Source organism: Streptomyces sp. NBC_01216 (assembly GCF_035994945.1).
GTDB lineage: Bacteria > Actinomycetota > Actinomycetes > Streptomycetales > Streptomycetaceae > Streptomyces.
In genome coordinates, this window is record NZ_CP108677.1 from 2,464,912 (window position 1) to 2,482,239 (window position 17,328).

Annotated in this window: 13 protein-coding genes; 3 read left to right on the forward strand and 10 right to left on the reverse strand. The window is 72.2% G+C overall.

Annotated features, from left to right (window positions below):
• Positions 1-23: 23 nt before the first annotated feature.
• The 6 genes from OG393_RS10365 to OG393_RS10390 form a co-directional block, all read right to left on the reverse strand.
• Complete coding sequence (locus tag OG393_RS10365; RefSeq protein WP_327374364.1) at positions 24-2,618, reverse strand: SpoIIE family protein phosphatase; 2,595 nt, start codon at positions 2,616-2,618, stop codon at positions 24-26.
• Positions 2,619-2,763: 145 nt separating this feature from the next.
• The gene (locus OG393_RS10370) at positions 2,764-3,186 is read right to left on the reverse strand and encodes an ATP-binding protein (RefSeq protein WP_327374365.1); all 423 of its coding nucleotides are present in this window, start codon (positions 3,184-3,186) and stop codon (positions 2,764-2,766) included.
• Between the two features lie 170 nt (positions 3,187-3,356).
• Positions 3,357-3,800, reverse strand: coding sequence for a (deoxy)nucleoside triphosphate pyrophosphohydrolase (locus tag OG393_RS10375; RefSeq protein WP_327374366.1), 444 nt, complete (start codon positions 3,798-3,800; stop codon positions 3,357-3,359).
• Positions 3,801-3,858: 58 nt separating this feature from the next.
• The gene (locus OG393_RS10380; RefSeq protein ID WP_327374367.1) at positions 3,859-4,038 is read right to left on the reverse strand and encodes an SPOR domain-containing protein; all 180 of its coding nucleotides are present in this window, start codon (positions 4,036-4,038) and stop codon (positions 3,859-3,861) included.
• 156 nt (positions 4,039-4,194) lie between these two features.
• A complete protein-coding gene (locus OG393_RS10385; RefSeq protein ID WP_327374368.1) occupies positions 4,195-4,407 on the reverse strand; it encodes a hypothetical protein in 213 nt (70 codons plus the stop codon).
• A 258-nt stretch (positions 4,408-4,665) separates the two neighbouring features.
• A complete protein-coding gene (locus tag OG393_RS10390; RefSeq protein ID WP_327374369.1) occupies positions 4,666-5,418 on the reverse strand; it encodes a GntR family transcriptional regulator in 753 nt (250 codons plus the stop codon).
• A gap of 213 nt (positions 5,419-5,631) precedes the next feature.
• Here OG393_RS10390 and OG393_RS10395 point away from each other — a divergent pair, with 213 nt between their 5' ends.
• On the forward strand, positions 5,632-6,972 hold the full coding sequence (locus OG393_RS10395; protein ID WP_327374370.1) for a glycoside hydrolase family 18 protein: 1,341 nt from the start codon (positions 5,632-5,634) through the stop codon (positions 6,970-6,972).
• 238 nt (positions 6,973-7,210) lie between these two features.
• Here OG393_RS10395 and OG393_RS10400 read toward each other — a convergent pair whose 3' ends face one another.
• Positions 7,211-8,560, reverse strand: a complete 1,350-nt coding sequence (locus OG393_RS10400) for a DUF4190 domain-containing protein (protein ID WP_327374371.1) — start codon at positions 8,558-8,560, stop codon at positions 7,211-7,213.
• Between the two features lie 177 nt (positions 8,561-8,737).
• A complete protein-coding gene (locus OG393_RS10405; RefSeq protein WP_327374372.1) occupies positions 8,738-10,312 on the reverse strand; it encodes a S8 family peptidase in 1,575 nt (524 codons plus the stop codon).
• Between the two features lie 180 nt (positions 10,313-10,492).
• On the opposite strand from OG393_RS10405, the gene OG393_RS10410 reads away from it, so the two are divergent.
• Positions 10,493-11,719 carry a threonine synthase gene (locus tag OG393_RS10410; RefSeq protein WP_442817286.1) on the forward strand — a complete coding sequence of 409 codons (1,227 nt, stop codon included), beginning with the start codon at positions 10,493-10,495 and terminating at the stop codon, positions 11,717-11,719.
• Positions 11,720-11,886: 167 nt separating this feature from the next.
• Complete coding sequence (locus tag OG393_RS10415; protein WP_327374374.1) at positions 11,887-12,333, forward strand: ester cyclase; 447 nt, start codon at positions 11,887-11,889, stop codon at positions 12,331-12,333.
• A 124-nt stretch (positions 12,334-12,457) separates the two neighbouring features.
• Here OG393_RS10415 and OG393_RS10420 read toward each other — a convergent pair whose 3' ends face one another.
• Both OG393_RS10420 and OG393_RS10425 read right to left on the reverse strand, forming a co-directional pair.
• Positions 12,458-15,475 (reverse strand): acyltransferase family protein, encoded by a 3,018-nt coding sequence (locus OG393_RS10420; RefSeq protein WP_327378382.1) that lies wholly within the window; start codon positions 15,473-15,475, stop codon positions 12,458-12,460.
• A 14-nt stretch (positions 15,476-15,489) separates the two neighbouring features.
• A complete protein-coding gene (locus OG393_RS10425; protein WP_327374375.1) occupies positions 15,490-17,229 on the reverse strand; it encodes a glycosyltransferase family 2 protein in 1,740 nt (579 codons plus the stop codon).
• Positions 17,230-17,328 lie beyond the last annotated feature (99 nt).

The following is a 17,328-nucleotide window of genomic DNA, read 5'->3' on the forward strand; positions in this document are numbered from 1 at the left end:
TGCGGCCCGGGGGGTGCCGCGGATCAGAACATGCTCAGCAGTTGCTCCACGGTCGGCTCGGCGACGCCCTCGGCGTCCGGCAGGGGCAGTTCGAACCAGACGGTCTTCCCGCGCGGGGTGCGCCGCGAGCCCCAGGTCTCGCTGAGCAGCCCGACCAGTTGCAGCCCGCGCCCGCCCTCGTCGGTGTCGCGGGCGCGGCGGCGCCGGGGCTGGACCAGGCCGGCGTCCCAGACCTCGCAGACCAGGGTGCGATCCCTCAGCAGTCGCAGCCGGATCTCGCCTTCGCCGTAGCGCAGGGCATTGGTGACCAGCTCGCTGACGAGCAGCTCGACGGTGTCCACCAGCGCTTCCAGGTCCCAGGCCGTCAGCTGGGCCCGCGCCAGTTCGCGGGCCCTGCCGACCGAGCGCGGTTCCCGTGGCAGCCGCCAGTCCCCCACCGCGTCGCTCGGCAGCCCCTGGATCCGGGCCATCAGCAGGGCGATGTCGTCCTCGCCGTGCCGGGTGTCGAGGGTGGTCAGGACGTGGTCGCACACGTCCTCCAGCGAATGCGAGGGCGGTGTGGTCGCGACGGCGGGTGACGGCGTGGCGGGCTCGGCGAGCGCGTCGCGGAAGGCGTGGAGCCCCTCGTCGAGCGGGTGGTCGCGGGATTCGACGAGCCCGTCGGTGTAGAGGGCGAGGAGCGCGCCCTCGGGCAGTTCGACCTCGACCTCCTCGAAGGGCTCACCGCCGACGCCGAGCGGCATCCCCGGGGGAACGTCGAGCAGTCTGGCCTCCTCGCCGGGGACGACCAGGACCGGCGGCAGGTGGCCCGCGTTGGCGAAGGCACAGCGCCGGGTGACGGGGTCGTAGACCGCGTAGACGCAGGTGGCGAGGTAGACCTCGGAGAGTTCGGGTCCGCGTGCCTTGTGGGCGCGGGCGCTCTGCTGGGCGCCGGCGGGGGCGCCGAGACCGCGGGCGATCTCGTCGAGGTGGGAGAGCACTTCGGCCGGCTCCAGGTCGAGCTGGGCCAGGGTGCGTACCGCGGTGCGCAGTTCGCCCATGGCCACGGCGGCGCGCAGCCCGCGGCCCATGACGTCGCCGATGACCAGGGCGGTGCGGTGGCCGGGGAGTTCGATGACGTCGAACCAGTCGCCGCCGACCTCGGTGGCGGTGGTGCCGGGGAGGTAGCGGCAGGCGATGTCGAGTCCGGCGGCCTCGGGGTCGCCGGGCGGGAGCAGGCTGCGCTGGAGGATGAGGGCGCGCTCGTGCTCCCGCCGGTAGAGGCGGGCGTTGTCGATGCAGACCGCGGCGCGGGCGGCGAGTTCGACGGCGAGTGCCCGGTCCCGCTCGCCGAAGGGCTCGCTGCCCTTGGTGCGGGAGAACTGCACGAGTCCGACGAGCACGTCGTGGGCGACCATCGGGACCACGAGGGTGGACTGGACGAGGCTGCCGTCGCCGCCGGCCATGGTGCGCGCCCTGCCGGTGCGCAGGGCTCCGGCGCAGGGCGAGTTGAAGGGGTAGCGGTGGACGGAGCCGACCTCGACGGGGCCCGCGCCGCCGTCGCCGGTCTCCTGGCCGGTGCGCAGCGGGGTGTCGGAGACGGCGCTGGCGAAGGCGACCCGGCGCAGTTCGGCGCTGCCCGCTCCGTAGCCCACGTCGTGGGAGCTGCCCCAGCGTCCCGGCGGGGCCTCGTCGCCGGTGAGGAGGCCCTGGTAGAGGTCGACGGAGGCGAGGTCGCAGAAGCCGGGGACGGCGACGTCGAGGAGCTCGCGGGCGGTCGTCTCCAGGTCGAGCGAGTTCCCGATGCGGGCACCGGCCTCGTTGAGGAGGGCGAGGTTGCGTCGGGCGTTGGCCGCCTCGCGGGCCGCGTTGTGGCGGCGGGTCACGTCGATGCCGAGTCCCGCGACGCCGATGGGCAGGCCGGAGCCGCTGTGCACGCGGTACAGGTTGACCGACCAGTGACGCCGGTCGGTGGTGCCCGGGACGGCGCCGACGATCTGGAGTTCGGTGACGGACTCGCCGGTGTCCAGGACGCGACGGAGCGCTTCCGTCATCCGGTCGGCTTCGGGGCGGGAGAGGTAGTCGTGCACGGTCCGGCCCCGGTGGTCCTCGGCCGAGCCGCCGAAGACGGTGGCGAAGCGCTGGTTGGCCCGCGTCACCGTGAGGTCGGTACCGAAGAGCAGAAACCCGAAGGGAGATTGGCCGAAAATGGCCTGCGCGGCGGCGAGGTCGGTCTCGATGTGCCGCAAGGCCCGGACATCGACGACGAGGCACAGCGCGGCCCGCTCCCCGGTGGGGGTCTCACTGGGCATGACGTACATCTCGGCGATGCCCTGGCGGCGGTTCTGCCCGGGCACGCGGAAGGGGACCAGACCGGTCCACTCCTTGCCGTCGAGGATCTCCGCCACTCGCTGGTAGCCACGTTCACGCACTTCGGAGGGCATGAACGCCTCGACGGGGTCCTTGCCCATCGCTTCCTCGGCGGGCACCCCGAAGAGATCGGCCGCCCGGCGGCTCCACTGGTCGACGAGCCCGTCGGGCCCGATCGAGAAGGAGGCGACCCGGATGTAGTCATAGATCGAGCCGGGCGGGCTGCTCTGCCACACGACGCCGCTCGCCGTCTCGGATATCTCGCTCACGCGACCGTCCCCTCCAGCTCACCGCACCGGACCGGCCATGCCCGCAGTATTCAGCACTACGGCCCCCGGCGGCACGACGTTCACGATCACAGGGTGGTCTCGTTCGTTTCGAGCCGGACCCCCCGGTGATCGCCCCTACTCCTTCTTACTCACCAGGCAGAGCCAGCTCGAACCACACGGTCTTGCCCGTCCTTCCCTTACGGGTGCCCCAGCGACGAGCAGAACAGGCCACGAGTTGGAGTCCGCGCCCGCCTTCGTCGTCGGGGCCGGCGGGGCGTTCGGTGGGCGGGTCCGGAAGCGGATCGGAGACCTCGACGAGGAGGGCGGTGTGGCGTGAGGGCGCGACGCCGTCGCCGAGGAGCCGGACCAGGCGGACCCCGATGGGGCCCGAGGCGTGGCGCAGCGAGTTCGTGACCAGTTCGCTCACCAGGAGGACGGTGACGTCACCGACCCCCGTGTCGATGTCCCAGGTCCGCAGGGCGTCGCGGACGACATGACGTGCGGTGCGCACGGCATCGGCCTCCGCCGGAAAGCTCCATTCGACGCAGTCACCTTCGGTGTCGATCACGCCCGATCACTTCCCCAGCCATCACCAGAAGGAAGGCCCACGTCCTTTTGGGGGTCAATCTGGGACATACCCGATATTCGGGGCGTGATAGCGCGGTGAACGCGGGAGGGGGTACGCGATAGTGCGAACGGCGTAGGACCGCGGAGACCGTGGGGCCGTCCGGCCGGAGGTCACCCGGCGGACTCCCGTTCGTTCCCGCCCGCCGGAGAGGCGGGCAGCCGCCGCCCGGCCTCCGCGACGGCCGGCCGGTCCTGGTCGAGCCAGTCGACGGCGTCCAGCTCGTGGCGCGCCAGCCAGCGGAGTTCGTCGTGGTCCTCCAACGGGCGGGGTTCACCGGCCAGCAGCCGGGCGGTCCACACCCGGAGGACGTAGCCGGGCTTCAGCGGCCACTCGCCCGGGATGCGCTCGCCGGGCTCCGCCTCGACTCCCAGCTCCTCACGCAGCTCCCTGACCAGGGCCTCCTCGGGAGTCTCCCCCGGCTCCAGCTTCCCGCCGGGCAGTTCCCAGCGGCCCGCGAGCTCGGCCGGGGCGCTGCGCCGGGCGGCCAGCAGGCACCCCCGGTGATACAAGGCGGCCGCGACCACGAGCACACGTCCGCCACTGCGATCCGTCATGGCCGGGAGTCTAAGGTCTCGCGGCAGGTCGTGGTCAGGGGTCGCGACGGGGGCGGGGTCAGACGGCCGGCTGGCCGACGCGCTCCACCCAGTAGAGCTGCTTGTGGCCACGGTCGTCGAGACTGTCGGCGATCTTCTGCGCCTCGTCCCGGGTCGCGTAGCGTCCGACGCGATAGCGGTTGCCGTTGTCGTCCTGCCGTATGACCAGCCAGGGAAGGACAGGGCCACTGTCGGTCATCGGGCATCCCCCTCCATCGGGCGGGCCGTCTCTGACGATCTCCGGGAAACCGCAATCAGCATATGCCTGAGCTTACGCCTGACCTTCACACAGCGGATACGGGTTTTCACAAGGAGACACGAATCCGGCCGGGAACCGACGGAGGGAGGCCGAACGTCACACCCCGGGGCCCGACTTGGGGACGGACGGCACGGGCATCAGGACCGGACCGGCCGCCCGGTGCCGGCCACTGTCGACGGCGACCAGCGCCGCCGCAAGGAGTGCGGGGCGCGCAGCGCGGCGAGCAGCCCTCGCGTCCGCGGCCATCCTGACGCAGCCGCGACGGGGCAGAGGGGCGGGGGTGGTGTCGCGCGGGACCCTGTCCGCCATGAGGGTTCCAGTCGTCCGGCGGCCGGGGTGGCGGACACGGACGGGGAAGGCAGGCACCGGGCATGACGGTTCGTCACGGCGGGCGACCGTCTGGCGGTTACGGAACGCGGGGCGCCGTCGACTCGTGGTCACGGCGCTCGGACGGTGCCGTCCGCCCAGTGGACACCCGGTGCCGGCGCGGGCCGTCGGACGGGACCGCCGCGATCCGGAACGCGCCCCGGCCGGGCCGCCACCGGGCGACCGGTCACCGCACGCCCGTCACCGCACGGGCAGGTGGTAGGCGATGCGGTAACGGTCGGCCGGGACCACCACGTCGGCGGTCTCCACCGCCCGCCCCGAGGCGTAGTACGTCCGCTCGACGACCATCACCACATGACCGGGTACGCCGCCGAGCGCCAGCAGCTCCTCGGCGAGCCCCGGGCGCGCACCGACCTCTTCGACCACGTTGTCCACGACCACGTCGATGGCCGCCATCCGCTCGACGACCCCACAGCCGCCCAGCGGCCCCTCCTCGGGCAGCATCACGGGAGTCCGGCCGGTGACCGCCAGCGGCTCCCAGGACGTGGAGAGCATCATCGGCTCGCCTCCTTCGCGGAAGACGTACCCCGTGCGCATCACCCGCTCTCCGGGCTCGATGCCGAGCCGCCCGGCCACGACGACGCTCGCCGGAACCTGTGCGCTGCCGGACTCCCAGGTGCCGCGCGCGCCGTCGAGCGCCTGCTCCTGCCGGAAGGGGCTGGCCCCGGACGGCGGCCGGTACCCCGAGCGGGCGATCCGTCGCGGAACGGGCCTCTCGCGCACGTACGTCCCCGAGCCCGAACGGCCCTCGACGAGGCCCTCGGCCATCAGCACCTTGCGGGCCTCCAGTGCCACGGTGTCCGAGACCCCGTACTCCTCGCGGATGCGTGCCTGCGAGGGAAGCCGGGTACGCGGCGGAAGCGAGCCGTTGGCGATCTTCTCCCGGAGATCGCTCGCCACCCGCAGATAGGCGGGCTGCTCACCGAATGTCACTGGACACTCCCCTCAGGTTGACGGACAGCTACAGACTGACAACCCTCGGTGTCCAGCCGCAAGCATGGGCCAGAGTTTCACTCGAAGTGATGATTCGCCTTTACGTCTGCGTTTACCGCGGGTATGGGCGCCGAACCCTTGACCTCAATGGTCCAGACCAATACCTTCCTGTCTGCACCGCTCCCTTCCGGCACTCGCACAGGAACGAGCCTCATGCGTCGACGAACCCTCTCCCGGCTGACGATCGCCGCCGCCTCCCTCGCGCTGCTCGCCGCACTCTCCCCCGCGGCGGGCGCGAGCACCCCCGCCCACCACCCCGTACCGGACGAGTCCGCGTACAAGCGGGTCGGCTACTTCACCCAATGGGGCGTCTACGGAAGGGACTTCCAGGTCAAGGACCTCGACACCAGCGGCACCGCGGCCAAGCTGACGCACATCAACTACGCCTTCGGGAACGTGAACGCGGACGGCGAGTGCTTCACCGGCAACGTGCCCGGAGAGGCCGACGCCTGGGCCGACTACGTCCGCCCGCTGGACGCGGCCGGGTCGGTGGACGGCGTCGCCGACACCGCGGACCAGCCGCTGGCAGGGAACTTCAACCAGCTGCGCGAGCTCAAGGCGAAGCACCCGGGACTCAAGGTCATGATCTCGCTGGGTGGTTGGGGCTGGTCCACGCACTTCTCGGACGCGGCCCGCACCCCGGCCTCCCGCAAGGCCCTCGTCGCCTCCTGCCTCGATCTCTACATCAAGGGCAATCTGCCCGCCGACGGCGCCCGTGGCGGTGCGGGAGCCGCGGCCGGACTCTTCGACGGCATCGACATCGACTGGGAGTGGCCGGGGTCGGCGGGTGACACCGACACCGTCTACCGCCCGGAGGACAAGCGGAACTTCACCGCGCTGGTCCGGGAGTTCCGCACCCAGCTCGACGCCTACGCCAAGACGCGGAAGGACCGGCGGAAGCACTACGAGCTGACGGCGTTCGTCCCCACCGCGCCTGCCAAGATCGACGCGGGCTTCGAGGTCCGCAAGATCATGCGTGACCTGGACTTCGTCAACCTCCAGGGCTACGACTTCCACGGCTCCTGGGAGACCACCACCGCCCAGCAGTCCGCCCTCTTCGCCCGGAACGACTTCAGCGTCGACCAGACCGTCCGCGACTGGCTGCGGCGCGGCGCCCCGGCCCGCAAGCTGGTGGTCGGCATGCCCTTCTACGGCCAGGGCTGGACGGGGGTCACCGGGGGCGGCGACGGCCTCGGCCGGCCGGCGACCGGTCCGGCACCGGCCACCTGGGCGAACGGCTCCGAGGACTACGAGGCCCTCAAGAAGCTGGCGGACTCCGGGCGGTTCACCGTGCACCGGGACCGGCTCAACGGCCACGCCTGGCTCTTCGACGGGACGACCCTGTGGACCTACGACGACCCGCGGGTCCTGTGGACCAAGTCGGTGTACGTACGGGCCAAGGGACTCGGCGGAGCGATGTTCTGGTCACTGGACGGGGACACCCCGGACGGTGAACTGATCACCGCCGTCGACCGGGGCCTCGGCCACCGGTGACGCACCTACGCCGAGGGCCCCGGCCCCCGGTGTAGGTTCCGCGAGGACACCGTCCTGCGCGGCGCGGCACTCCCTCGTCGTGCCGCCGCGGAACCGCGGGCCGACCCGCCATCGACGGTGTGGTCCGCAACGGCGGTCGGTCACGGGCCGTCGCCACCGGTGCGCCGTCACCGGCCCGCGGACGACGGGGCCGGACCTCTCCGGAGGTCCGGCCCCGTCCGTTCCCCGACGGCCGCCCTCAGCTCAGGCGGGAGCCGTCCGTGCCCGTCTCCGGCTCCGGGGCGGCCAGTCCCAGTTCCTCCCGCGCGGCGGACTCCGCCTTCCAGGCGGTCAGCGCGTACGCCGCGTCGTAGTGCGCCCAGTAGGCGCCCGCGTCGGCGGCCCCGGCCAGTCGCCGCCACTCCTTCGCCGCCACGTCGAGCTCCTCGACCAGCGCGGCGACCGGCTTCTTCCGGGCGCCGGCCCAGGAGTGGGCCGTCAGCTCGCGGCTCGCCCCGGTGAGGGCTGCGTGGACCCGCGACGCCCATGCCCTGTTGGCCGCGAGGTCCTCGTCCGCGTCGTCCTCCGGCTCGGAGTTCAGGGCGTCGACGACCGGGTTCATGTGCGTGAGGAAGACGACCTGGCCGGCGTCGAGCGTGGTCTCGTCCCTCCGCAGCGAACCCTTCAACGGCTCACCGCCGTCGACTATGAAGGTGCAGGTCACGTTGCGGTCACCGGTCCGCCAACTGGCCCTGCTGGGGTAGTAGTAGAACGACCAGACCCGGTCCGGGACGGCCCAGTAGTCCAGCGTGTACGTGTAGCTGATCTCCTCGCAGCGGTCGGTCGCGATCCGGTCGATCGCGTCGTCGCCCGGCCACTTCGCCAGTCCGGAGAGCGGGAAGTTGCCGGTGACCTCACCCTCGTGAGCGCGCGCGCAGTCGACGACCTCGATGTCCGAGGTGACCGCCTCCGGGTCGCCGTCGACGTCGTAACACTGGCCCGTGCGCAGCGCGAAGGCGGTCTGCGAGCGGCCGGCCTCGTCCACGGCCTTCCTGAAGCCGTCCCACACGTCGCCGAAGGAGCCGCTCACCAGGCCCGAGACGACCAGCAGGCAACTCACCGCGGAGAGGACGATGCCCGAGACCGCCAGTCCCTTGCCCGACTGGCCCTTCTTCTTGATCTGCGCCAGCGCGACCAGGCCGAGCACCAGCCCGAGCGGCGGCAGGCAGCAGACGACACCGGCGACGAGCGAAGCCACGGCCGGGCCGTTGGTGGAGCGCTGCGGCGTTCCGTAGGGGCCGGGAAGGACGGCGCCGGGACCGCCGGGGCCCGCCGGGCCGTAGGGACCGTACGGGCCGGGGCTGTACGGGCCGGGGCTGTACGGGCCGGGCGTGCCGTAGGGCGTCCCGGACGCGGGAGACGCACCGCCCGGTGGCTCCGACGGCACCGACGGCGGCTCGGACCGCTCGGGCTCCGGCTCGGACCGCTCCGGCGCCGGTTCGGACGGCGCCGGTGGCCGTGCCGGCTCCGGTCGGTCCGACGACTCCGGGACCGGTCGCCCCCGCTGGGGCGGCTGACGGTCCTGCGGCTGCTGGGAGGGCTGCTCCACGAGTTCGGTGCTCCTGAGGGCGGACGATGCGAACAGACGATCGGCCGCGCATCGTACGCGGTGCCGGGGCGGGGACCGCACGCGGGGAGGGGGCGGTCGCCCGCCGGCGACCGCCCCCTCGTTCATGTCCTCCCGCACCTCAGGACGGCAGGTTCAGGACCGCCACGCCCTGGAGCCTCAGAACTGGAGGGCCCAGGAGTCGATCTTCCCGGTGTCCCAGTAGGCGTTGTCGCTGACCCGGAGCTTCCACGTGCCGTTCGCGACCTCCGAGGAGGCGTCCACGGTGTAGGTGGTGTTGATGTTGTCCGAGCTGCCACCGGTGCCGTACCCCTTGAGCGTGTAGACCGTGCCGTCGGGGGCGACGAGCTGGATCCTGAGGTCACCGATGTAGGTGTGGACGATGTTCACCGGGACCTGGAGCGCGGAGGGGGCGTTGCCCGCGATACCGCTCACGGTGACCGGGGACTCCACGGTCGAGTTGTCGTTGATCGCGTAGTCGGTGGTGTTCTCGAACCTGTCGCCGGTGGGCGGCGGCGGGGTGGTGCCGCCACCGACGTAGAGCAGACGGTTCGGGGAGCCGCTGCCCGGGTTGCCGACGACGTTCGGGGTCGCGGCGGTCGTCAGCGCCGTCGAGACCTGAGAAGGCGTCGCCGTCGGGTGGTCACCCAGGTAGACCGCGGCGGCGCCGGCCACGTGCGGGGCCGCCATCGAGGTGCCGGAGATGGTGTTGGTGGCGCTGTCGCTGGAGTTCCAGGACGAGGTGATGGACGAGCCGGGGGCGAAGACGTCCAGCACGCTGCCGTAGTTGGAGAAGCTGGAGCGGGCGTCGCTGCTGGTCGTCGAGCCGACGGTGATGGCCTCGGAGACACGTGCCGGCGAGTAGTTGGAGGCGTTGGAGCTGTCGTTGCCCGCGGCCACCGCGTAGGTGACGCCCGAGGCGATGGAGTTGCGCACCGCCGCGTCGAGGGCGGTGTCGACGCCTCCGCCGAGGCTCATGTTGGCGACGGCCGGCTTCACGGCGTTCTGCGTCACCCAGTCGATGCCGGCGACGACCTGCGCCGTGGTGCCGGAACCCTGGTTGTTGAGGACGCGGACGCCGACGATCTTGGCCTTCTTGGCCACGCCGTAGGAGGAACCCGCGACGGTCCCGGCGACGTGCGTGCCGTGGCCGTGGCCGTCCTGCGCGGTGTTGTCGTTGTCCACGGCGTCGTAGCCGTAGGAGGCACGGCCGCCGAAGTCGTTGTGGGTGATACGGACGCCGGTGTCGATGATGTACGCCGTCACGCCCTGCCCCGCGCTGTCCGGGTAGGTGTAACTCTGGTTCAGCGGAAGGGCCTTCTGGTCGATCCGGTCCAGGCCCCAGGACGGCGGGGAGGGCTGGGTGCCATTGACCTTGAAGACACGATTCTGCACGACGGAGGTGACCGCCGGGTCGGCGGCGAGCTTCTTCGCCTGCGCCTCGGAAAGCTCGACGGAGTAGCCGTTGAGCGCCGAGGTGTACGTCTTCTTGATCTTCGCGCCGTAATGGGCCGCGACCGCCCGGCCTCTCGCCGTCTCCGCCTGCGCGGACTCGTCGAGGGTGACGATGTAGCTGTTCGCGACCGTACCGGGGGCGCCGGCGTTCTGGATCACGCCTTCCGGCGCCGGGGCCGCGACGGCCGGCAGGGCGGAGACGGTGCCGAGCGCCAGGGCCGCGACGGCCATGGCACCGACGGCGGCGAGTCCGCGCCGTGAATCACGCATCACTGACATGTGAGGGGTCCTCCTCATAGGTGGTGCGTCGCTGTGGGGGTATGGCAGGGACATGTCAAGTCGTCAACCAAAGGACACCGCGCAGTGCCCGCGGACCCGGCACATCCGTCCACCGAGCGAAAGGTTGACGGATCCATAGGAATCCCACAAGGGTCCCGGACGCCGGGAAACACGGCTGCCATGCTGGCGTTCATGACGACCTACGTGTGTCCCCGCTGCCAGGCGCACGCCCCGGCTGACGCTCTCACCTGGTGTTGTCCGAAGTGCCGCGGCCCCTGGGACCTGGAATTCTCCAGTGCCCCTGTGCCCCTCTCGTCACTTGCGTCACGTGTGAATTCCCTCTGGCGCTATGCGGAGACCTTGCCGCTGGCAACCGAGATCCCTCATGTGACGCTCGGCGAGGGGCGCACCCCGCTCGTCCCGCTGACCGAAGCGGGCACGGTGCCGGACACGGAACCGGGCACGGTGCCGGACAGACCGTCCGCCGACCGCGTCGCCGGCCCGGTCATGGCCAAGCTCGACTTCCTCATGCCGACGTTGTCGTTCAAGGACCGCGGCGCGGTGATGCTGGTCGAACTCGCCCGCCGGCTCACCCGCAACGGCGACGTGCGGCGGGTGCTCGCCGACAGCAGCGGCAACGCCGGGACGGCCGTCGCCGCCTACTGCGCGCGGGCCGGGCTCGACTGCGTCGTGTACGTACCGGAGGGCACGTCACCCAAGAAGCTGGAGCAGATCAGGGCCCACGGAGCCCGTCTCACCGTCGTCCCCGGTGACCGCGCCTCGACGGCGCGGGCCGCACGCGCGGCAGCCGACGCGCCCGGCACCTTCTACGCCTCGCACGCCTACAACCCGCACTTCCTGCACGGGACGAAGACCTACGTGTACGAGATCTGGGAGGAACTCGGCGGCAGGCTGCCCGACACGCTCGTCGTGCCGGTCGGCAACGGCACCCTGCTGCTGGGCGCCGCGCTGGCGGTGGCGGAGCTGTACGGACACGGCCTCGTCGACACCCGTCCGGCCCTGGTCGCCGTCCAGGCCGAGGCGGTCGCCCCGCTGGCCACGGCCTTCCACGCGGGCGCGGAGGATCTCTCCGCCCCGGCCGCGCCACGCCCCACCCTGGCGGAGGGCATCGCCGTCCCGGATCCGCCCCGGGCCCGCGCGATCCTGCGGGCCGTACGCGAGACGGGCGGCACCTTCCTGACGGTGACGGACGGTCAGATCCGTTCCGCCCAGATCGACCTGGCCCGGCGCGGACTCTTCGTGGAGCCGACGGGGGTCGCGTGCTGGGCGGCCGTGCGCGCGGCCCCGCGACCGGGCCTGTCCGTCGTCCCGCTGTGCGGCGCCGGCGCGAAGACGGGTCTCGCGGACGGTGCGGCACCTCGTCCGGCACCCTCCCCCGGCCCCTGACGCTTCCCCTCCCCGTCCCCCCGGCAGCCTCGCCGTACTCGCCGCCCGCCCCGCCCCCGGCGTCGTCCCCCGACCTCGCCGGGCGGTCCGGCATGGCGGGCGGTCCGGTGGGAAAATGGGAGGACGAATGGGTTCAGCCCCCCGGATACGCACCCAGGAGGTCGATCATGGGAGAGGCACGCGCGGTGATGGACCGTTTCACCGAGGCGGTCACCACGAACCCGGACCTCAAGGTCGTCGCCGACCTCTTCGCCGTGAACGCGGTCGCGCTCACCCCGGACGCCGGCGAGCTCCACGGCAGAGAGGCGATCGTCGCCTACTGGCGCACGATGACGGAGGCCGTTCCGGGCGCCCGGTTCACGTCCTCGGAGTCGTACGAGATCGGTGACACGGCGATCGACGAGGGCGTCTACACCGGCCGGAACACCGGGCCGATCCGGCTCCCGGACGGTGAGACCATTCCGGCCACCGGCAAGGAGGTGGAAATCCGCGGGGTCGACATCGCCCAGGTCGCCGACGGGCGGATCGTCAGCTACCGGCTCTACTTCGACCAGCTGGAATTCCTGAGCGGGCTGGGTCTGCTCCCCGAGGAGGGGCAGCCCGCGAAGCCCTGACCACGACGGAGCGACGCCCCGGCGGGAACGGCCGGGGCGTCGAGGACCGGCGGGAAGCCCGTCCGGCGTGGCCGGGGGAGCCCGGCGGGCCACGCCCGACGGCTCCAGGTGCCTCCCCCGCGCGTTACCGGTCCGGGCCTTCCCGGGTCGAGACCGTGACGTGGTCGACCCGCATCGGATGCCCCGGTTCGGTGGCCGGGCCCGCGGTCGCCCCGTCGGCGAGCGGCAGGTTGCCGCCGACGGCCACGTTGAGGATCAGGAACCAGCCGTGGTCCACCGTCCGCTTCCAGGTCGCGGGGTCCATCCGGTCCGCTGTCACCCGGTGGTACACGCGGCCGTCCAGGTACCAGCGCACCTCCTCCGCGCCGGGGGTGCGGTCGACCTCGACCGCGTAGGTGTGGAAAGCCGTGCGGCAGCCAGAGCACGGCTGCGGGCCGGATGTCAGACCCACGGGTTCGAGGCACGGGCCGCCGTCGAGGACACCGCAGTGCAGGGTGCCGAAGACCGTGTCCCGCCCGTTGACGGACTCCATGACGTCCAGCTCCCCCACGCCCGGCCATCCGGTGTAGCCGTCGCGCAGTCCTTCTCCGAGGGCCCAGAACGCCGGCCAGTATCCCGCCGCTTTCGTCCCCGTCACGTCCGGCAGCGCGATCGACGCCTCGATCCGCAGGACCCCGCCGGGCGGTGGCGCGAAGTCGGCGCGCCTGGTCTCGATGCGCCCCGAGTTCCACGTGCCGTCCTTCCGGGTGGGCACGATCTCCAGCGCGCCCTTCCCGTCGAGTCGGACGTTGTCGGTCGAGTCGGTCATGGTCTCGATCTCACCGGTTCCCCACCGCGGCGCGGGACAGCCGGGATAGCAGGTGCCGATGTCGTGGATCCAGTGGGTGGCGGAGGGAGGGCTCCCGGCCGGTCCGTCGAAGTCGTCGCGCAGCAGGCGGGTCCACCCGTCCGCCCGAGGGGTCCCGGCGGCCGTCGTGGCGGGCAGCGCGCCGGACGAGGCGAGCAGTCGTTCGAGCCGTGGCGTGAGGACGACGGCCGCCGCGTTGGTCAGGTGGGCGTCGTCCCGGTAGAGCAGGATCCGGTCCAGCACGGCCGGGCAGGTCGGGCCGGTGCCGGGGCACAGCACCTCGTTCACGCTGACGCTCGAGACACCGGGCAGCGCACCGGAGGCGATCAGCCGCGCCAGCGGATCGGGGTGCCGGGCGTCCTCGCGGCTGAACGCGCAGGCCGCGAGGGAGTCCTGGTTGCCGGACACGCACGCCGGGATGTCGATGCCGGGTACGGGTGTGTCCTCGATGTAGACGATCGGGGCGCCGAGTGCCCGCAGCGGCTCCAGCGTCCTCCGCCACGCTTCGCCGAGGAGCTCGACGTCGGCGGTGTACCGGTTGAGGGAGGCGATCACGATCAGGCGGGGCTTGGGCTGCTGCCGGAGCCGCTCCAGGCTGTCCGCCCGCCAGGTGTCGCATTCCCGGTAGCCACGGCCGAGCTGGGGATTGTCCACGGCCAGCTCGGGCAGCGGGCAGCCCTGCTTGACCAACTCCTGCAGGGCCCAGCCGCGTTGGGAGGCGAGTGCCAGCATCGGGGAGAACCACTGTCCGGCGTGCGAGTCGCCGAGGAGCACGATCCGGTCCGGGCTGTCCACCGCTCCGAACAGGCAGTCCGGGCTGCGGGTCTCCGAGGGGGCGACCTCGCAGGGGCCGTCCGGCGGGAAGTCCGCGCGGGCCTGGGCCGGCCCCGGTACCACCGGCCCGTCCGGGAGCGGCATGCCGGGCGTCCGCGCGAGCAGGTGCGGCCCGGATGCCGCGCCCGGAGGCAGCCCCTGCGGGTCGACCGGTGTGGCCGGGCCCAGCAGGTTCAGTGCCGTGGTCCCCACCAGCAGCGCGAGGACGACCGGGAAGACGATGGAGGAGACGCCGACCGACAGGCCGCGCCGAGGGTGTTCGCTGACGGTACGGCTCCGGCGCAGCGGTCGCTCGACCCAGCGCATCGTGGCGAGGGCGGGGAGGACGGCCGCCAGTGTGAGCGCGGCCTTCACGGGCCAGTCGAGCGTGCCGAAGCGGGCCTCGGCCAGGACGATCACCGGCCAGTGCCACAGGTACAGGTTGTAGGAGAGCCTCCCGATCGCCCGGGGAGCCCGTCCCGCCAGCAGCCGTCCCACCCCGTAGGTGCCTTCGACGTACCGCTCGCCCCGGCCTGGTATCGCGGCGAGGATGACGGCGGCGGTGGCCAGTGTCGGCAGGAGTGCCGCGTAGCCGGGGTAGGGCGTCGAGGCGTCGTACGACACGACGCACCAGACGATGGCCGCGGCCCCGGCCCAGCCGCACAGCAGGCGCAGCACCCGCGGGCCGCGCATCAGGTGCCAGGGCAGCAGGGCCAGCAGCGCGCCGATGCCGAACTGCCAGACCCGGGAGGGCGATCCGAGGTAGGCGAGGGATGCGGAGTGGTCCGTCCAGCGCAGGGAAAGGGCGAACGAGCCGAGTGTCAGCAGGGCGGTGAGCAGCGCGACGACGGAGCGCACGGCCCGGCCGCGGCGCGCCGCGCGGGCCACGCACAGCGCGGTCACCGCGAGGAGCGGGGCCCAGACGAGGTAGAACTGCTCCTCGACGGCCAGCGACCAGAAGTGCAGCAGGGGACTCTGGTCGTGGCCGGCGGCGAGGTAGTCGGTCTGCTGTGCGATGAAGCGCCAGTTCGCGACGGACAGCGCCGCCGCGACGACGTCGTACTCCAGGTCGGTGCGGCTCAGCGGGACGGTGAGCCAGGCGCCGGCCACCGCGACCGCGCCGAGCACCACGGCGGCGGAGGGCAGCAGACGCCGGGCCCGGCGGGAGAAGAAGTCGCCGAGTCCGATGCGGCCGGTGGTGATGGCCTCCCGCACCAGGAGGCCGGTGATCAGATAGCCGGAGATGACGAAGAAGACGTCCACGCCGACGAATCCGCCCGCCGTGAACGGTATTCCGGCGTGGAAGGCGAGGACCGCGAGGACGGCGACCGCGCGCAGCCCCTCGATGTCGGGGCGGAAGGCGGACCGGTGGGGGCTGGGGCCGGACTCGCCGCCGGAGCGGGGGCCGCCGGCGGGGGGTTCGGGCGGCTCGGTGGTGGGCTTGCGACGGGAGCGCAGGCCGGGCGCCATGAGGAACTGCATGGTGATGGTCTCTTTCAACTCAGCCAGGGAAGCATCGGGTTGACCCACCCGGACGCCAGCAGGCCGATGAGCAGAAGGGCCGCGGAGGCGGCGAGGGTCTCGGGCCAGCGGCGGGGCAGCATGCCGGTGTGGGGCACGAGGAGCCGCGGACGGATACCCGCCGGCCGGGGCGTGTCCGCGACGGGCTCGGTCCCGGGGTCCGCGGCGGTGACGGCGCGCCGGGCCGCGGACGCCGGGCGGATCTCGGCCAGCAGGTCACGGATGAGCGGGACGTTGATCTGACACTGCACCAGGAGATACAGCAGAAGGCCCCAGTTGGGCTCCCAGCCGTTGCGTGCCACGGCCAGCGCGAGGCCCACGGCGGCGGCTCCGTTGGAGAGGACGAGCCAGACCAGCGACACCCCCACCACGCGCCGCGCCATCTCGCCCTTGGCCGGCGCGCTCCTCGCGCCGGTGGGCACCCAGGCGGCGCTGCGGCCCCGGATCGTGTGCAGGAAGGCGGTCGCGGCGGCGACGCTCGTCAGGACGTTCGCCCGGATGACCTCGACCCGCCAGCGGGTCCGGCTGATCCTGGGAAGCAGCACATGCCAGAGCCAGAGCGGGGCCAGCAGCGGCAGCACGTGCCAGGGCCGGATGTGGTCCGGATACCAGAACATCATGACCAGGGGCGGCAGTGGTGCCGCGAAGGTGTTCACGGCCGTGGTCAGGTATCCGACGATGCCCTCGTAGAAGCACAGGCGCATCCGCCAGGGCGCGCCCATCCGCTTCAGCACGGGGGTGCCGATCAGGTGGAGGTTGCCCATCGCCCACCGGTACTGCTGGTTGACGAAGGCGGTCACGTGGTCGGGCGAGGTGCCCTTCGCGACGAGCACGGGGACGTACTGGGTGCGGAACCCCTGCTCGTGCAGGGCGAGTCCGGTGTACAGGTCCTCGCTGTGGTCGAGCCGGGCGAAGCCGCGGGCGAGGTCGATCGCGCTGCGCCGGTAGACGGCGTTGCTTCCGCAGCAGATGGCGGCGTCGCTCGCGTCCCGGGACGGCTGGATCCAGCGGAAGAACCACTCCTGGGCCGCGCCCGCGGCGCGTTGGACCCAGCTCATCGTCTCGTCGGTGTCGAAGCACTGGGGGCTCTGCACGATGCCCACGGCGGGGTCGGCCAGGTACGGGACGAGGTGGCGCAGGAAGTCCGGCCGGGGCGCGAAGTCGGCGTCCAGGATCGCGATGAACTCGGCTTCGCTCAGGGTGAGCGCGTGGTTGAGGTTGCCGGCCTTCTTCAGGTGCCCGCGGTCGGGGCGGACGACGTACTCGTAGCCGTACGAGGCGGCCATGGCGGCGACGTCGGGCCGGTCCGCGTCGTCCAGGACCCAGACGGTCAGCGCGTCGGGCCAGTCGACGGCCGCGACCGCGCGGTAGGCGTTGGCCAGTACGGGGAGCGGTTCGCCGCAGGTCGGAAGGTAGAGGTCGACGGTCGGCAGTTCGGGGGGCCGCCACGCGTGGACGAGCACCTCGTGCGACTGCCGGGTCAGCCGGCGCTGGCGCAGGCTGTTGACGGAGGAGAGGACGAGGGCCACGACATTGAGGCCGAGGACGGCGAGGAAGGCCCACAGGGCCGGAGTCCGCAGGGCGAAGGTGAGCATGGTCGCCGCCGTGAACACGAAGGCGATCGAGGTACTGACGAGGACCCAGCGCCGTTGCGGACCGAAGTACCAGTACAGCTCTTCGTCGGACGGTGGTTGCGGAAGATGATGAACAGTCATAAAGCCCCCCACAGCTGTGTTTCTGCCCTTTTCAGGTGGCCCAGCCTAACGGCAAAGGTATAGACCATTCGCCATTCGGGCCCCGAGAGGCCCGAATGA

What these genes read in the sequence shown, in the direction of transcription:
- OG393_RS10420 (WP_327378382.1), bottom strand. Translation starts at nt 15,475, where the DNA reads ATGCAGTTCCTCATGGCGCCCGGCCTGCGCTCCCGTCGCAAGCCCACC.
- OG393_RS10380 (WP_327374367.1), bottom strand. Translation starts at nt 4,038, where the DNA reads ATGACCGACAGTGGCCCTGTCCTTCCCTGGCTGGTCATACGGCAGGAC.
- OG393_RS10410 (WP_442817286.1), top strand. Translation starts at nt 10,493, where the DNA reads ATGCTGGCGTTCATGACGACCTACGTGTGTCCCCGCTGCCAGGCGCAC.
- OG393_RS10405 (WP_327374372.1), bottom strand. Translation starts at nt 10,312, where the DNA reads ATGTCAGTGATGCGTGATTCACGGCGCGGACTCGCCGCCGTCGGTGCC.
- OG393_RS10385 (WP_327374368.1), bottom strand. Translation starts at nt 4,407, where the DNA reads ATGGCGGACAGGGTCCCGCGCGACACCACCCCCGCCCCTCTGCCCCGT.
- OG393_RS10395 (WP_327374370.1), top strand. Translation starts at nt 5,632, where the DNA reads ATGCGTCGACGAACCCTCTCCCGGCTGACGATCGCCGCCGCCTCCCTC.
- OG393_RS10375 (WP_327374366.1), bottom strand. Translation starts at nt 3,800, where the DNA reads ATGACGGATCGCAGTGGCGGACGTGTGCTCGTGGTCGCGGCCGCCTTG.
- OG393_RS10425 (WP_327374375.1), bottom strand. Translation starts at nt 17,229, where the DNA reads ATGACTGTTCATCATCTTCCGCAACCACCGTCCGACGAAGAGCTGTAC.
- OG393_RS10415 (WP_327374374.1), top strand. Translation starts at nt 11,887, where the DNA reads ATGGGAGAGGCACGCGCGGTGATGGACCGTTTCACCGAGGCGGTCACC.